General features: G+C 65.0%; 19 protein-coding genes. 9 read left to right on the top strand and 10 right to left on the bottom strand.

Annotated features, from left to right (window positions below):
• Nucleotide 1: 1 nt before the first annotated feature.
• From AC3A6F_RS05500 to AC3A6F_RS05485, 4 genes are all read right to left on the bottom strand, one after another.
• The gene (locus tag AC3A6F_RS05500; RefSeq protein ID WP_229414938.1) at nt 2–346 is read right to left on the bottom strand and encodes an ElaB/YgaM/YqjD family protein; all 345 of its coding nucleotides are present in this window, start codon (nt 344–346) and stop codon (nt 2–4) included.
• A 91-nt stretch (nt 347–437) separates the two neighbouring features.
• Nucleotides 438–971 carry a ferritin-like domain-containing protein gene (locus AC3A6F_RS05495; RefSeq protein WP_487678950.1) on the bottom strand — a complete coding sequence of 178 codons (534 nt, stop codon included), beginning with the start codon at nt 969–971 and terminating at the stop codon, nt 438–440.
• Nucleotides 972–1001: 30 nt separating this feature from the next.
• Complete coding sequence (locus tag AC3A6F_RS05490; RefSeq protein WP_487678949.1) at nt 1002–1904, bottom strand: OmpA family protein; 903 nt, start codon at nt 1902–1904, stop codon at nt 1002–1004.
• A gap of 78 nt (nt 1905–1982) precedes the next feature.
• A complete protein-coding gene (locus AC3A6F_RS05485) occupies nt 1983–2369 on the bottom strand; it encodes a DUF4398 domain-containing protein (RefSeq protein ID WP_147937086.1) in 387 nt (128 codons plus the stop codon).
• A 228-nt stretch (nt 2370–2597) separates the two neighbouring features.
• On the opposite strand from AC3A6F_RS05485, the gene AC3A6F_RS05480 reads away from it, so the two are divergent.
• Nucleotides 2598–2924, top strand: a complete 327-nt coding sequence (locus AC3A6F_RS05480; RefSeq protein WP_320474718.1) for a BON domain-containing protein — start codon at nt 2598–2600, stop codon at nt 2922–2924.
• A gap of 20 nt (nt 2925–2944) precedes the next feature.
• The gene (locus AC3A6F_RS05475; RefSeq protein WP_109344196.1) at nt 2945–3166 is read left to right on the top strand and encodes a YMGG-like glycine zipper-containing protein; all 222 of its coding nucleotides are present in this window, start codon (nt 2945–2947) and stop codon (nt 3164–3166) included.
• Between the two features lie 106 nt (nt 3167–3272).
• Here the strand turns inward: AC3A6F_RS05475 and AC3A6F_RS05470 are convergent, their stop codons facing one another.
• Nucleotides 3273–4007: a Crp/Fnr family transcriptional regulator gene (locus AC3A6F_RS05470; protein ID WP_487678948.1), complete on the bottom strand. Its 735-nt coding sequence runs from the start codon at nt 4005–4007 to the stop codon at nt 3273–3275.
• Nucleotides 4008–4202: 195 nt separating this feature from the next.
• On the opposite strand from AC3A6F_RS05470, the gene AC3A6F_RS05465 reads away from it, so the two are divergent.
• The 4 genes from AC3A6F_RS05465 (at nt 4203) to AC3A6F_RS05450 (ending at nt 6344) form a co-directional block, all read left to right on the top strand.
• Nucleotides 4203–4928 (top strand): outer membrane lipoprotein, encoded by a 726-nt coding sequence (locus AC3A6F_RS05465; RefSeq protein WP_487678947.1) that lies wholly within the window; start codon nt 4203–4205, stop codon nt 4926–4928.
• Nucleotides 4929–5111: 183 nt separating this feature from the next.
• Complete coding sequence (locus tag AC3A6F_RS05460; RefSeq protein ID WP_487678945.1) at nt 5112–5336, top strand: hypothetical protein; 225 nt, start codon at nt 5112–5114, stop codon at nt 5334–5336.
• A gap of 87 nt (nt 5337–5423) precedes the next feature.
• Entirely contained in the window at nt 5424–5570 is a 147-nt protein-coding gene (locus AC3A6F_RS05455) for a lmo0937 family membrane protein (RefSeq protein ID WP_005671362.1), read from the top strand.
• 105 nt (nt 5571–5675) lie between these two features.
• Nucleotides 5676–6344, top strand: a complete 669-nt coding sequence (locus AC3A6F_RS05450; RefSeq protein WP_123069557.1) for a YiaD family glycine zipper/OmpA-like lipoprotein — start codon at nt 5676–5678, stop codon at nt 6342–6344.
• 170 nt (nt 6345–6514) lie between these two features.
• Here the strand turns inward: AC3A6F_RS05450 and AC3A6F_RS05445 are convergent, their stop codons facing one another.
• The 3 genes from AC3A6F_RS05445 to AC3A6F_RS05435 all read right to left on the bottom strand — a co-directional run bounded on the left by AC3A6F_RS05445 (nt 6515) and on the right by AC3A6F_RS05435 (nt 8709).
• Nucleotides 6515–7351: a branched-chain amino acid aminotransferase gene (locus AC3A6F_RS05445; protein ID WP_487678944.1), complete on the bottom strand. Its 837-nt coding sequence runs from the start codon at nt 7349–7351 to the stop codon at nt 6515–6517.
• 94 nt (nt 7352–7445) lie between these two features.
• Nucleotides 7446–8546 carry a glycoside hydrolase family 19 protein gene (locus AC3A6F_RS05440; protein ID WP_487678943.1) on the bottom strand — a complete coding sequence of 367 codons (1101 nt, stop codon included), beginning with the start codon at nt 8544–8546 and terminating at the stop codon, nt 7446–7448.
• Nucleotides 8547–8559: 13 nt separating this feature from the next.
• Complete coding sequence (locus AC3A6F_RS05435) at nt 8560–8709, bottom strand: hypothetical protein (RefSeq protein ID WP_487678942.1); 150 nt, start codon at nt 8707–8709, stop codon at nt 8560–8562.
• A 56-nt stretch (nt 8710–8765) separates the two neighbouring features.
• On the opposite strand from AC3A6F_RS05435, the gene AC3A6F_RS05430 reads away from it, so the two are divergent.
• Nucleotides 8766–10943 (top strand): site-specific recombinase, encoded by a 2178-nt coding sequence (locus tag AC3A6F_RS05430; protein WP_487678941.1) that lies wholly within the window; start codon nt 8766–8768, stop codon nt 10941–10943.
• Nucleotides 10940–12328 carry a cardiolipin synthase gene (cls, locus tag AC3A6F_RS05425; protein ID WP_487678939.1) on the top strand — a complete coding sequence of 463 codons (1389 nt, stop codon included), beginning with the start codon at nt 10940–10942 and terminating at the stop codon, nt 12326–12328. Before AC3A6F_RS05430 ends, cls begins: the two co-directional genes overlap by 4 nt.
• A gap of 190 nt (nt 12329–12518) precedes the next feature.
• On the opposite strand, the gene AC3A6F_RS05420 is transcribed toward cls, so the two are convergent.
• Both AC3A6F_RS05420 and AC3A6F_RS05415 read right to left on the bottom strand, forming a co-directional pair.
• Complete coding sequence (locus AC3A6F_RS05420; RefSeq protein WP_487678938.1) at nt 12519–13355, bottom strand: metallophosphoesterase family protein; 837 nt, start codon at nt 13353–13355, stop codon at nt 12519–12521.
• A 27-nt stretch (nt 13356–13382) separates the two neighbouring features.
• Nucleotides 13383–14132, bottom strand: coding sequence for a phosphatase PAP2 family protein (locus tag AC3A6F_RS05415; protein ID WP_487678937.1), 750 nt, complete (start codon nt 14130–14132; stop codon nt 13383–13385).
• A 139-nt stretch (nt 14133–14271) separates the two neighbouring features.
• Between AC3A6F_RS05415 and AC3A6F_RS05410 the strand changes: the two genes are divergently transcribed.
• A complete protein-coding gene (locus AC3A6F_RS05410; RefSeq protein WP_123069738.1) occupies nt 14272–14484 on the top strand; it encodes a hypothetical protein in 213 nt (70 codons plus the stop codon).
• Nucleotides 14485–14513 lie beyond the last annotated feature (29 nt).

The following is a 14513-nucleotide window of genomic DNA, read 5'->3' as shown; positions in this document are numbered from 1 at the left end:
GTTAATGTTTGCGGCTCAGCAGGATGCCGAGCAGCACACCGACGCCGGCCGCGATCGCCATCGTGCGCCACGGATTGTCCTTAACGTAGACATCGGCCGTGTGGGCCAGTTCCTTGCCTTTCTCCACGGCCTGGGTCGGCAGCAGGCTGGCGCCACCCAGGGCGCGGTCGAGCAGCTCCATGCCACGCGCGCGCAGTTCCTCGGCCTTCTCGCCGGTCAGCGAAGCGGCCGCGGTCAGCATCGACTGGGCATCGCGCACCAGCGCCTTCATGTCGGACTGGGTCGCATAGGTGCTGCCGCTGATCGGGTGCATGCTGCCGTTGGTGTTGCGGGAAGTTTCTAGCATGTTCTACTCCTGTCACTGAAAAATCATTGAAAAACCGGCCGCGAACAGGCCGGGGCCGTCATCCCGGCCCGGCTTGTTCACGGCTGACGACTCACGCCATCAGGTCGCGCAGGTCGTCGGCATGCTCTTCTTCCATCGCCATGATGTCGATGAGCATATTGCGCGTGGTCGGATCCTTGTCGCCGATCGCCGCGATCATCTGGCGGTAGGACTCGATCGCCACCCGCTCGGCGATCAGGTCGGCCCGCACCATCGCCTGCACGTCGTCGGACTCGTCGTACTCGGCATGGCTGCGCGCGGCGAACGTGGACGGGTTGAAGTTGGGCGAGCCGTTGAGCTGCACGATGCGTTCGGCGATGCGGTCGGCGTGATCCTGCTCTTGCTGCGCGTGCTCCAGGAACTCGGCCTTGATGTGGCCCGTGTTGGGGCCGGCCACCGTGTAGTAATGGCGCTTGTAGCGCATCACGCACAGCAGCTCGGTGGCCAGGGCGTCGTTGAGCATCGCGATGACCGCTTCGCGGTCGGCCTGGTAGCCCTCGGTGACGGCGCCGTCGTCGAGATTGGCTGCCGCGCGGCGGATCGCCTCGATGTCGAAGCCGTGCGCCAGGTTGTTCGTCTGTTCCATGGTGTTTCCTTAATCAGTGTTCAGTGTGGTTCAACGCATTGCTGCACGTGGTGGAATCTGTGCGCCATCGTTGGACAGCACGATCTCGACGCGGCGGTTCTGCTGGCGGCCGGATGCGTTGTCGTTCGACGCCACCGGGAATGCCTGGCCATAGGCCTTCATCGAGATGCGGTCGCGCGGCACGCCCATTTCGCCCAGGGCGCTGGCGACCGCGTTGGCGCGGCGCTGCGACAGGTCCTGGTTGTAGCTCGCGCTGCCGGTACTGTCCGTAAACCCTTCGACCAGCACCGTACGGTCCGGGTTCTCGCGCATCACGTCGCCCAGCTTGCGCAGGGTCGATATTCCGTTCGGATTCAGGGTCGCCTGGTTGGTGGCGAACAGCACGTCGCCGATCGTCACCACATAGCCGCGCTCGGTCTTGACGGCCTGGATGTCGTTCAGCAAGGCTTCCAGGTGGGCGGCGCGCTCGCTCAGGGCGGCGTTCTGCTGCTGGGCGGCCTGGGCCTGTGCCTGGGCCTGCTGGGCGGCGGCGGTGGCGGCTTCGGCATCGCGCTTGGCGCGCTCGGCTTCGGCGGTGCGCGCCTCGAGACGGACCTGGTCGCGCTGGCGCCCGGCATCGGCGATGTCGGCTTCGGCGGCCTTGGCCTTGGCCACTTCCTGCGCGGTGGCGATACGCTGCTTGGCGACGTAGGCCAGGCGGTCGACGTCTTCCAGGCTTTCGCGGCGATGCGCGGCCTGGTTGGCCTGGTCGAGCGCCTCGCTGGCCTGCTTGAATTCCATCGGCGCATAGGTCGACACCTGCGGATTGTTATTGGCGCTGACGAAGTCGGCGCGCGCCTGGTCCAGGGTCGCGGTGGTCACCGGGGCGCTGGCGCAGGCGGCGGCCAGCACGGCGGCGGCCAGGATCGAGACGGCGGATTTACGGTTTTTCATGTTCTTGTTCCTCTTCTTGTTGGAGCGCCGTTCGACGGCGCGGACTCATGCGTTCAATGCGGACGTCAAAGGTTGGTCTTACTGGCTGTTGGCGCGATCGACTTCCTCACGCAGCACGCGCAGGTCTTCGTTCAGCTGGGTCGAGGCAGCGGTCGCCTTGGCCGACACGGCCTTGCTCTGCGCCAGCTTGGCATCGGCCTGGGCCTGGACCGCCAGTTCGCGCGCCAGCTTGTAGTCGCGCGCGGCCAGCGCCTGGTTGGCGCGGCCCATCTTGTCGCGGGCGGCGCTGATCTCGGCCGGCGCCAGTTCGGCTGCGCCCGCCGACACGGCGTTCTCGACCGCGTGGCGCGAGACCGCCACGTCGGCCGTCGCAGGGGCCTGGTCGGGGCTGGCGCATGCCGTCAGTGCCAGCACGGCTGCGGCGCAGCTGAGGCGAAGCCCGGTCATCGTTTGATGTTTATTCATCGCATATTCTCCTGGGGAAGTGTTGTAGAGAACGTTATAAACCTGTTATGCCCGGCACTCAGTTCGTTGACGCACATTGATTTCCAAGGCAGCCGAACAGTGCACGCGACAGGCCGCGGCTGAAACACCCTGTAACAACACGGCGCGCCGATTGTGTGTTGCCGAACAGATCAAATTTGCAACGGACTCTAGTCTTGAACCAAGTCACCGAGAAAACGACATACCCGAATGAACGGATCGAGCATCAAGCGTTACGCAAGCATTCCAGTCCTGCTGGCCTTCCTGGCCTGCGGACCGCTGGCAGGTTGTGCCTCAGGCATTCCCGGTTTCGGCAGCGTCGAAACCGTCAATGACGAAGCCATCAGTGCCGGCGTGCGCAGCGCCATCAGGCTCGATCCCGAACTGACGGTTTCCGATCTCGATGTCGACACGTACCAAGGCATTGTCCGGCTTAGCGGCTTCGTCAGCTCGGCCGACAGCGTAGCCGCGGCGGCCTCGGTCGCGCGAACCGTCAAGGGCGTCAAATCGGTCAGGAATGACCTGCGCCTGAAGTAACCCCATCTAAGGAGATCATCATGAAAAACATCAAATCGCTGGTAGTGACCGCAACCCTGGCAACCGCCGCCTTCGGTATGGTCGGCTGCTCGAACATGTCCAAGCAGGACCGTAACACCGCCATCGGCGCCGGCGCCGGCGCCGTGCTGGGTGGCGCCGTGAGCGGTGGCAGCGCACTGGGCACCGTGGGCGGCGCGGCCGTCGGCGGCGTGATCGGCAACCAGGTCAAGACCACCAACTGATCGACGTTCTCGCCCGACAGTCAAACGCCCGGCTTGCCGGGCGTTTGTACTTTCAAGGGGCCCCCGCAGGGATGACGGGCCAGAGGAACGCGGCGGCGCCGCCTGCTCAATCGGCGCGGCCGTTCGCGACCGGCATGGCGCCGGCTTCCCTCACGATCGCATAGCAGCTACAGGCCGCCGCGGCCAGGCCGTCGGGATCGAGGATCTCGATATTGCCGCGGCTGTAGTCGATCAGGCCCTGCTGCTGCAGCGCGCTGGCGGCCTTGGTGACGCCGACCCGGCGCACACCGAGCGAGTGCGCAAGGAATTCATGGGTCAGGTGGAATCGGTCGGATTGCAGGCGGTCGCGCGTGACCATCAGCGAACGCGCCAGCCGCGCCTCGAGCACGTGGAAGCGGCTGCAGACGGCGATCTGGATCGCCTGCGCCAGCAGCGCATCGGTATACCGGTACAGCACCTTCTGCAGCGCCGGATTGCGTTCGACCTCGCTGCGAAAGCGCGCGCCATCCATGCGGCTGGCGTTGCCGGCGCGCTGGACCACGGCGCGCACCTGGGTCGTGTCGTGACCCAGTGCGCTGGTCACGCCCAGCATGCCTTCGCGTCCCACCTGGCCGACCTCGAGCGTCATGCGTCCTTCGGCCACGCCCAGCAGGGACAGCAGGCAATCGTGAGGGAAATAAATGTGCTCGATCGGATCGCCGGCTTCGCACAGCACTTGCCCCGCCTCTACCCTGACCTGGTCGAGCATCGGCAACATGCGCGCCATCTCTTGCGACGGCAGCGCGGCCAGCAACAGGTTGCTGCTGCAGTCGGTGACGGGCGGGGGGACGGCAGAGTTCATTCTTTCCTCAGGAAATTGTAAGGATCGGTACGCGGCGCAAGCCGGATACGCCCTGTTCCAGATACATTTGCAAACAATTCAGTCAGCGTAACCGTCGCCCCTTGAGCGAGTATGTACGGTGACGCACGGAAGCTCGGGTTGTTCCTGAAGACAATCAACGTACCGCGGCGTCAACGCCATACGAAAGGAATAAAGATGAATACGCCCCCACACAATCCTGTCAAGAACCGCACCCACCCCCTGCTGCTGCTGGCGGCGGCTGCGGTCGTCCTGTTCAGCCTGGTCGGCACCGCCGCCATCATGGGCTGGCTGCCCTCCTCCACCGGCGGCACCGCCAACCGCCAACTGACCGAAGCCGACCGCCTGGCCCTGGCTTCCACCCTGCCGCAGGACGTGCCCCAGCAAGCGCCGGGCTACGCCGCCTATCCAGGCGCGCCGCTCGCGCCGGAGCAGCAGGCACAGCAGCAAGCCTATGCGCCGGCGCCGGCGCGGGCTCAGCCGCTTGCACCGGTCGCAGCGCCAGTCGTGGCGACGCCGGTCAAGGAAAGCAAGCCGACCCAGGTCGCCGCCAATGAACGCGACTGGTGCTCGAACTGCGGCAACGTGGAATCGGTCCGCACCATCACCCAGCGCGCCGAAGGCAGCGGCCTGGGCGCGGCCGGCGGCGCCGTCATCGGCGGCCTGCTTGGCAACCAGGTCGGCGGCGGCAATGGCCGCACCCTGGCCACCGCCGCCGGTGCAATCGGCGGCGCCGTGGTCGGCAACCAGGTGGAAGGCAATATGAAGGCCACCAACAGCTACGAGATCCGCGTGCGCCTGGACGACGGCACCCTGCGCACCTTCCGCCAGAACAGCCAGCCGCAATGGAGCAGCGGCGACCGGGTCCGCATCGTCAAGGGAAAGCTGCGCTCGGTGGCCTGAATTCAATAGCCTGATTCACTCAGGCTGCATGGCTAGCACATGGCCGGGATTGCGCAAGCGTCCCGGCCAATCTTTTTCCTGAATGCAATGTGCGCCAACGCACGGAAGTATGGATGAGCTGCCCCGACAATCGAAGCACGCTAAAAACGGATAGCGGGACACCATCAACCGTGGGAGAAGCGCATGAACAGCCTGGCATGGATCGGCATCATCGTCTGGGGAATCTTACTGACTCTGTTCGGCCTGTTGTCGGCCGGGCCGGCGCCCGATGGGAATGCACACCTGCAACCGCAGGACATCGTGTTCCTGATCGCGGGCGGCCTGCTCACCTGCCTGATCGGCTGCACCGGCCTGGTGGGCGTGATGGGCTGGATCCCCGGCTTGCGAAAACAAAAAAGTTGCGTTTAATGTACGTTATCGAACGGTACGCGACTGTTGGCAACTACATACTGGAATCACAGCGCAACCGGCGCAAACAGTAGAGGAGAAACCACCATGTTATATACCATCGCTGTCGTTCTCGTTATTCTTTGGCTGCTCGGCCTGGTGACTTCGTACACCATCGGCGGCTTCATCCACATCCTGCTCGTCGTCGCCGTCATCATGATCCTGGTGCGCCTGATCAGCGGACGCGGCATATAGCAGTAGAATGACAAGTTCCACTTGTCGCAGCACCCCAATCCGTTTCGCGGTCGCGCCTGTAACGGCGTGACGACGAAACGGATTTTTTACTTAAGGAGTTCCACAATGCAGAAAAACTTCATCAAAACCACCGCCGCCATCGCCATCGTCGCCCTGACCGCCACCGGTTGCGCCGACATGTCCACCACCCAGCGCGGCACCGCGACCGGCGCCGGCATCGGCGCCGGCCTGGGCGGCCTGATCGGCGGCACGACCAGCGGCGGCGGCGGTGGCCGCGTTGCCGGCGGCGCCGCCATCGGCGCAGCCGCGGGCGCCGTGATCGGCAACATCTGGTCCAAGCGCATGGAAGCGCAGAAGCAGCAGATGGAACAAGCCACCCAGGGCACCGGCGTGCAAGTCACCCAGACCCAGGACAATCGCCTGAAGCTGGAAATCCCGAGCGACATCTCGTTCGACACGGGCCGCTCCGACATCAAGGGCAACTTCCAGCCTATCCTGCAGCGCTTCGCCCAGACCCTGCAAGAAAACCCGAACACCAACGTCGTCATCATCGGCCACACCGACAGCACCGGCAGCGATTCGATCAACCAGCCATTGTCGGTCGACCGCGCCTCGCGCACCCGCGACTACCTGGCCGGCCGCGGCGTGAACCCGAACCGCATCACCATCGAAGGCCGCGGCTCGCGCGAGCCGATCGCCTCGAACAACGACAACGCGGGCAAGGCACGCAACCGCCGCGTCGAGATCTACGTCGCCGAACCTGCGCGCGGCTGATCCTCTCCCACCAATGACAAAGGCCGGCATTGCCGGCCTTTTTTGTTGGCGCTCGATCCGTCGTTCCCGCGCAGGCGGGAACCCCAGTTCACGTGCGCGGCGATGACGTCAATCGTCGTAGCTGCGCATGAGACTTAGGTCCCCGCCTTCGCGGGGACGACGGTGGGTAATCAACCGGCTTCGGTGAACGCCAAGTACAGCTCGCGCGCCTGGCGTGCGACCGGTCCCGCTTCGAGCATGCGGTCCTCGTAACGGGTGCACGGCGTGACCTTGCCATAGTTACCGGTGCTGAATATCTCGCGCGCGGTATTCAGTTCGGTGGCCTTGACGCTGCGCTCTTCGACCTGCACGCCGGCCTCGGCCAGCAGCGCCATCACGCGCGCACGGGTGATCCCCGCCAGGAAGGTGCCGTTCAGCGCCGGCGTCACCACCTTGCCGTCTTCAGTCACCAGGAACAGGTTCGAGGCCGCGAATTCGGCCACATGGCCTTCGGCGTCGAGCATGATGGCCTGCTCGAAGCCGCGCTCTTTCGCTTCGCGCATCGCGCGGGTCGAATTGGCGTACAGGGCCGAGGCCTTGGCGTCGGTCGGCGCCATATTCGGCTGCGGACGGCGCATCGTCGACAGGCAGGCCGAGAAACCGGTGAACGGCGGCAGCGGCGCATCGAACAGGGTCAGCGCGAACTGGCTTTTCTCGGCGACAGGAATCAGGAAGCCTTCGGAACCGAACACCAGCGGACGGATATACAGTTCGGCATCAAGGGGGAACTTGGCCACGCCTTCGCGCACCAGCGCTTCCATCTCTTCGACTGTCAGCGGGCAGCGCAGGCCGAGTTTTTCGGCGGACGTGATGACGCGCTCCAGGTGCGGGCGCAGGTCGGGCAGCTTGCCGCGGATGGCGCGCGCGCCGTCGAACACGGACGAACCGAGCCACAGGCTGTGGTCCATCGCGCCATACAGGGGGGTGTTACCTTCGGCCCATTGGCCGTTGTAGTAAGTGAGGTACATGATTTTCTTCCAATGCAGAGCACGCCAGTGTATCGGCACCGGCGTGCCCGCGTCCAGTCGGCCGGATGGGCGGGCCGGCTGGACGCGCGTGACGTCAGCCCAGGCCCAGCGCGCGGCGCGCACGTTGCCAGTATGCCCTGCGCTCGTCGAGTCCCATGGTGCCGCCGTCGATGCGCCTGGTAATGTTCACGAAATACATGTCACCATCGCTGCCAGCGGTCTGATCGGCAAGCTCGTTGAGTCCCCTCGCCTGCCAGAACCAGGCTGCCGCGCGCGCCGCGCCGGCCGGCTCCAGCAGCAGATCGGGCTGCGCGAGCACATCGAGACCGGAGGTGCGCGCGAATTGCGCATAGTTGTCGCGCCCGGTCAGCTGGATGAGGCCACGCCCATGGTAGCGCCAGCCGTCTCCACTGGCTTCGTCGCCGTTGCCCATGCGGTCGGCGTAGATGTGATTGGCCAGCGCTTGCGGCTTACCGCTGTAAAGTGCGGCAACTTCGTCACTTGGAAAGCGCTGCGGCCAAACGACGCGCAGGCGCCGTGCGGGGTAGTTCAGCGATTCTTCGAGGCGCCGCAATTCGCTCGACTCGACCAGCACCTGGGCCAGGAAGGCGGCCTGGCGACGCGGCGTATCGATGGCGCAGGCCCGCATGGCTGTGTTAAGGGGCTCCAGCCATTGCGCCGCGTACGCCTCTCCCCCAGGGTAGGTCAGCAGCTGCTGTAACTGGGTAAGCGTGATGCCACTTTCAGGCGCTTCCTTGTTCGTGCCTCCTGACGGCTGGCTGACTGGCTCGCGCGCCACCAGTGCCTGCGGCGCAGGCGCCGGCGCGCTGGCCGCCGCGACCAGGGCTACTGGCGCCTCGACTGCCGCCGCAGGCTGGACGGGCGATTCGGACGCCGCCGGCTCGGGTTCGGCATGCTCCGGAAGCACGTATTCGTCCAGGTACAAGGGCTTGCGCACGAAGCCGAGGTGGTACACGACGTACTGCAGGACGAACTGCTGGTCGCCGATCGTGTGCAGGGCGAAGCTTTTTTCCATGCCGACGATACGACCGCGCGGGGTTCCGCTCAGGCATCGGTTCACGCGCTCCATCTGCAAGCGGATCTCTTCCTCGCTCCGCATATGTCGAGGATCGTTGTTGCCGACGACGATGCGCTCGATAAAGCCGACCTCGGCGAGCTCAAGATTACCTGCCATGCTGTCTCCTATGTCAAAAGTCGCGGCCTGCCCCATGGCGCCAGGGCGCTGCCATGCACGCGGCAGCCGCCGATACATGCTCTAAGGAAATTCGTAAAAGCGCAAGCCCTTTATTATCCCTGCCAGCGGCGGCTTCACCCGCCGACTTACTGTTCGTTGCCACACCATATTTACCGGCCTCGTCGCGTACACTATGGCTTTCCAGTAAAAATTGTTTTCATGCTTGCTACTCTCGAACGGATCGATCCCTACAGCGACGACATCGACCTCTTGGTCGAGTTGGTCTGCCACCTGCGCCCGCGCCAGCGCTGGGTGTGGCAGGACGTGGACGATCCCGCCCAGGCGGTGCGCACGCTGACCCAGCTCCTGAAAGGCAATCCAGCCCAGGCCTGGGCGCTGCGCCGCTACATCACGACCCTGCTCGAGAAGCGGCGGCACACCAGTCTTTACAGCGATATCGGCATCCTCTCGAACGACGGCTTCGTCACCGAACTCAAGAGCCGCATCACCTACCGCTTACTGCCCCCCGCGCTCGACAATCTGTATTTATCGGACGCGCTCGACCAGGTGCTGTACCGCGAGGACGACTACGAATGGATCCGCGCGGTGCCCGACGGCGACTGGATGCAGTTGTTCGACGTGATCGCCAATGCCCCGCCGACCGACGACAGCGTGCCCGGCCGCGCGCGCGTGGACACGCTCAAGGGCCTCTTGGACGCGATCCGCACCCTGTCCTGCCGCATCTGCGCGCTCGGCCTCGAGCCGCGCCTGGTGCACAGCTATAGCCAGATCGAGAATTTCGATTCGCCCTTCCTGATGCAGAACATCGAGGCCAACCGCTACCTCGATGAATACGCGCGCTACCTGAGCGGCGAGCGCGAACGTCCGGACGACGCGCGCCACCTGCTGGTGATGCTCGACCAGTGCGAGGACGTGGTGCTCAAGATCCGGCGCCTGGCGCTGTCGAACGGCACCAGCATCGCCCTGACCTACCTGCTGGTGGCGGTGCAGCAGAGCATCGACCGCCTGCAAAAACTGCTGTTCCTGGTCGACGTCACCGATGAGCAGGGGTCGACGCCCTCGCCCGCCTCCCCCTCGGCCCATGAAGTCATGGACGAGCTGGTCATCGACGGCGAGGTGCTGCCGCCGGTAGCGCCGCAAGCCGACAAGCCGGGCCAGCTGGCGCTGCCCGATGCGCCGCTGCTCACCCCGCGCCAGCACGCCGCGATCTCGCTGGCCGAAGAATTGATCGAGGCCCACAACACCAAGTACCAGGTCAGCGGCCTGGTGCGCGACAACGTGCACCTGCTGGCGCGCAACGTCACCGAGAACGCCAGCCGCACCGGCGAGCACTACATCGCCGAAGACCGCAAGGACTTGCGCAAGATGCTGTGGTCCTCGTCCGGCGCCGGCTTCATCGTCGGCTTCATGGCGCTGTTCAAGATCCTGCTGGGTTACCTGAGGACGCCGCCGCTGGTCGAGGCTTTCCTGTTCAGCATGAACTACTCGCTCGGCTTCGTGCTGATCCACATGCTGCACTTCACGGTCGCCACCAAGCAGCCGGCCATGACGGCGCAGCGCATCGCAGCCTCGCTGCACCGCTCCGCCACCGGGCGCGGCATCGACGTCGACAAGCTGGCCGAACTGGTCAACAAAGTGTTCCGCACGCAGATGGTGGCGGTGCTCGGCAACGTGCTGGTGGCCTTCCCCGTGGCCTGGGCGATCGCCGAAGGCGTGCGCTGGTACACCGGCCACCACCTGGTCGACCCGATCAAGGCGCTGCACCTGCTCAACGACATCGACCCGCTGCACAGCCCGGCCCTGTTCTACGCCGCCGTGGCCGGCGTCTGGCTGTTCGTGGCCGGGCTGATCTCGGGCTACTACGACAACAAGGCGCTGTACACGCGCATGGGCCAGCGCGTGCAGCAGATCCGCGGCCTGCGCCGCCTGCTGGGCGCCGAGCGCCTGGCGCGCCTGGGCCGCTATGTCGAGGACAATCTCGGCGGCCTGATGGGTAACTTCTTCTTCGGCATCCTGCTCGGCACCACCGGCACCATCGGCTTCCTGCTCGGCCTGCCGATCGACATCCGCCACATCACCTTCTCGGCCGCCAACTTCGCCACCGCGCTGGTGGCCCTGGATTACGGCATGAGCTGGGCCCAGATCGCCAACGCCACCGCCGGCGTGCTGATGATCGGCACCATCAACCTGCTGGTGAGCTTCGGGCTGGCGCTGTGGGTGGCGCTGCGCGCACGCAAGATCGTCTTCAAGCGCTGGATCCTGCTGGTGCAGGCGCTGGGTCGGCGCTTCGCCTATTCGCCGGTCGAATTCTTCATGGGTCCGCGGCATCGCCAGTTGCCGCCGCCCGATACCGTCTCCTCGAGGGGAACAAAATGAACAAGAAGCGCTTCGCCGCCTGGCTCGGCTTCATCGGTTTCGTCTGCGTGGTCGCCTCGTGCAAGGCCCTGCCCGACCGCAGCACGATCGCCGGAGCGCCGGACAAGGCCGTGCCCACCGTCGCCACCCAACGCGGCGAGATGAAGGACGGACAGGCGGCGGCGCTGCTCAAGCGGCGCTGGGCGCGCGCCTCGCCCGACCTCAAGCAACTGGCGGTGCTCGAAGAGCAGGCGACCGGCGTGCCGCTGATCGCCGGCAACCAGGTCTCGCTGCTGTTCGACGGTCCGGCCACCATGCGCGCCATGATGGAGGCGGCAAAGAACGCGAAAACCTCGATCAACCTCGAGACCTATATCTTCGACCACGACGAAATCGGCGCCCAGTTCGCCGAGATCCTGATACAGAAGCGCGCCGAGGGCGTGACCGTCAACATCATCGTCGACGGCGTCGGCACGTTGGCCACGCCCAAGGAATTCTTCGAGCGCCTGCAGCAGGCCGGCATCAACGTGCTGGTGTTCAATCCGGTGAACCCGACCAAGCGGCCGGGCAAGTGGGCAGTCAACAACCGCGACCACCGCAAGATCATGATCGTCGACGGCAAGGTCGCCTTCACCGGTGGCATCAATATCAGCAGCACCTATGCCAATAGCTCGCTGTTCCGCTCGAACAAGCGCGCCGGCAAGGTCAACGAAGAAGACGTCGGCTGGCGCGATACCCACATCAAGATCGAGGGACCGGCCGTCGGCGCCCTGCAATGGGCCTTCATCGACAACTGGGTGCACCAGGACGCGGGCGAGCTGCCCCAGATCGAATACTTCCCCAAGCTCGCCCCGGTGGGCGAAAAAGTGGTGCGGGTGCTGGCGACGTCGCCCGACCGCGATTCGGAAATCTATAAATCGCTGGTACTGGCGATCGGCGAGGCGAAGAAGTCGATCCACCTGACGGCCGCCTATTTCGTGCCGGACCAGCAGATCGTCGACGGCCTGATCGCGGCGTCCAAGCGCGGGGTCGACGTGCAACTGGTGCTGCCGGGTGTGTCGGACCACGACTTCATCAAGTATGCGGGCGAGTCGTTCTACCACGAGCTGCTGGAAGGCGGCGTGCGCATCTTCCAGCTGCAGGTGGCGGTGCTGCACGCCAAGACGACGGTGATCGACGGCATGTGGTCGTCGATCGGCTCGGCGAACATCGACCGCCGCAGTTTCATCCACAACTACGAGGTCAATGTGGTGGTGCTCGATCCGCACTTCGGGCGCGATATGGAAGCGGCGTTCAGGGAAGACTTGCGGCACTCGAAAGAGATCAAGCTGGCGGACTGGAAGCGGCGGCCGTGGGGCGACCGGCTGCGCGAGATGATGTCGCGGCTGACGGAGTACTGGATCTGATGCCGGTGCCGGATCTGACGCCGGCGTCTGACTCGATCGCTACCGTATAAACGTCGTTCCCGCGCAGGCGGGAACCCAAGGTTGCATGCGCTGCCACTACTGTTAAATCGCGTGGCGGCTTAAAAAGGATCGGGTTCCCGCCAAGGCGCCCGGCGAGGGCGGGAACGACGTGCGCGCGCTGCTGGCCGGCTCAAAGACCGGCCGCCAGCATGCCATCGCTGTGCGGCGACCAGATGCTCCCCGCGCGCACGAACTTCTCGGTCGTGACCAGGGCAAACCTGCCTCCGACTACGTCCCAGCCATAGCGGTCGATCTCGACCCGCTGCGGCTCGACCCGCACCACATTGAACGAATTGACCTCGCCGCGCCCGCGGGTGGAGGTGGCGGTGCCGGCCTGGATCACGAGCGCCGCGTATTCGTCGATCTGGTAGCGCGCCGCCGTGCTGCCCGCATGACTTGCATGCATATGGCCGGCCATCAGGATGTCGACGTTGGTCTCGGCGAACACTTCCATCGCCAACGGCGCGCGCACCACGAGGTCGCGCTTTTCGAAGTGTTCCGGCAAATCGAAGGGATGGTGGGTGACGACGATGCGCGTCACCTCCGGCCCCAGGCCGGCCAGGCGCTGGCGCAGCCCCGCCACCTGCTCGTGGCTGATGCGGCCGTCCTTGATGGTCAGCGAACGCGCGGTGTTGACGCCCACCACGGCGATCTCGTCGTCGATGAACACGGGCTCGAGCTCGTCGGTGATGTAGCGCTTGTAGCGCGCCAGTGGCCGCATGAAACGGCGGAACACGTTGTACAGCGAGATGTCGTGGTTGCCGGGCACAATGATCTGCGGACCGGGCAGCGAATCGAGGAAGGCGCGCGCCTCTTCGAATTCCTCGACCTTCGCGCGCTGGGTCAGGTCGCCCGAGATCACGACCACATCGGCCGCGATGCGCTCGACCAGTTCGCGCAAGGGGCCGAGCAGCGCCTGGTCGACGCGGCCGAAATGCAGGTCGGACAGGTGAACGAGGGTGCGCATCGGGGAGTCTCCTTTTTTTTACGACACTTATATCTCTTGTCGCGGCGCCCTGCCAGACGCGCGCCGCTCGCGCGCGGCCCGGCGCCGGTTGAGGGTGGCCGCGCCGCCGATGCAGATCGCCAGCCAGCCGCAGCCCTCGGCCAGCGCGGCCAGGATATCGGTCAGGTAGTGCGCGCCGAGGTACATGCGCGAGAACGCGATCAGCCCGATCATCAGCGCCGCCAGCACGAAGGGCAGCAGGCGCCCGATCCACGACCTGGCGTGACGCGCGAAGTAGCAGGCCAGCAGGCCGTACAGCACGGTGGCGGCCATCGTGTGCCCGCTCGGGAAACTATACGTGGTGAGGGTGAGGATGGGTTCCTCGAAATGGGGACGCGCGCGCTCGAAGGTATGCTTGAGCGCCACATTGAGCAGCATCCCGCCCGGCACGCTCGAGATCAGTGCCACGATCCAGTAGCGCTGCCCGCGGCGGTACAGCCAGACGCCGACGCCGAAGGCGATCGTGAGCACGCCCGGCGTGCTGTGGATGTGGGTCAGCACCAGCAGCGCATCGCGCAACAGGCCGCCCTGGCTCGCGTGCGAGTGCAGCCAGTCGGCCACCACCACGTCGAGCTGGGTGATCGGGGCGCCGGCGACAACGGCCCCGGCCAGGTGGGCAAAGCCCGCCATCGCCAGCACCAGGAAGGCGATCCCGACGGTGAGATGGAGGCCGTACTCGCCTTCCGGCGAGAAGCGGGCGGCGGCAAAACGGTGAAGACGGGGCAGGACATTGCTCATGACATTGATTATGACTGACTTGGCGAAAAAACCACACACGCAAAAATTTACTGTATATCCGAACAGTAGCTGTGTATTTGTACAGTAGTTGTGATATTCTTTCCTCACTGCACAACCACTACGATTAAAGGAAACGAACATGACGACTCTGAACAGCTCCTTCGGCCTGGAACACGCACCTGTCCCTTTCCTGGCGCGCATTGGCCGCCGCGAAATTCTCATCACCCGTGATTTCCGCAAGCGCTTCTATGCCGTCAACCCGGTTATCGAGTGCGATACCGGCGTCGAGGCCGGCCACGTCGAGATCCTGCTGTTCCGCCGCTGGCTGCTCATTCTTTCCAAGGCGCACTAACTGACGGCGCTGCGTAAGCTGATCTACGT

It is taken from the genome of Massilia sp. Soil_C_3 (assembly GCF_057657035.1).
This window is presented reverse-complemented; position numbering and strand designations above follow the sequence as displayed.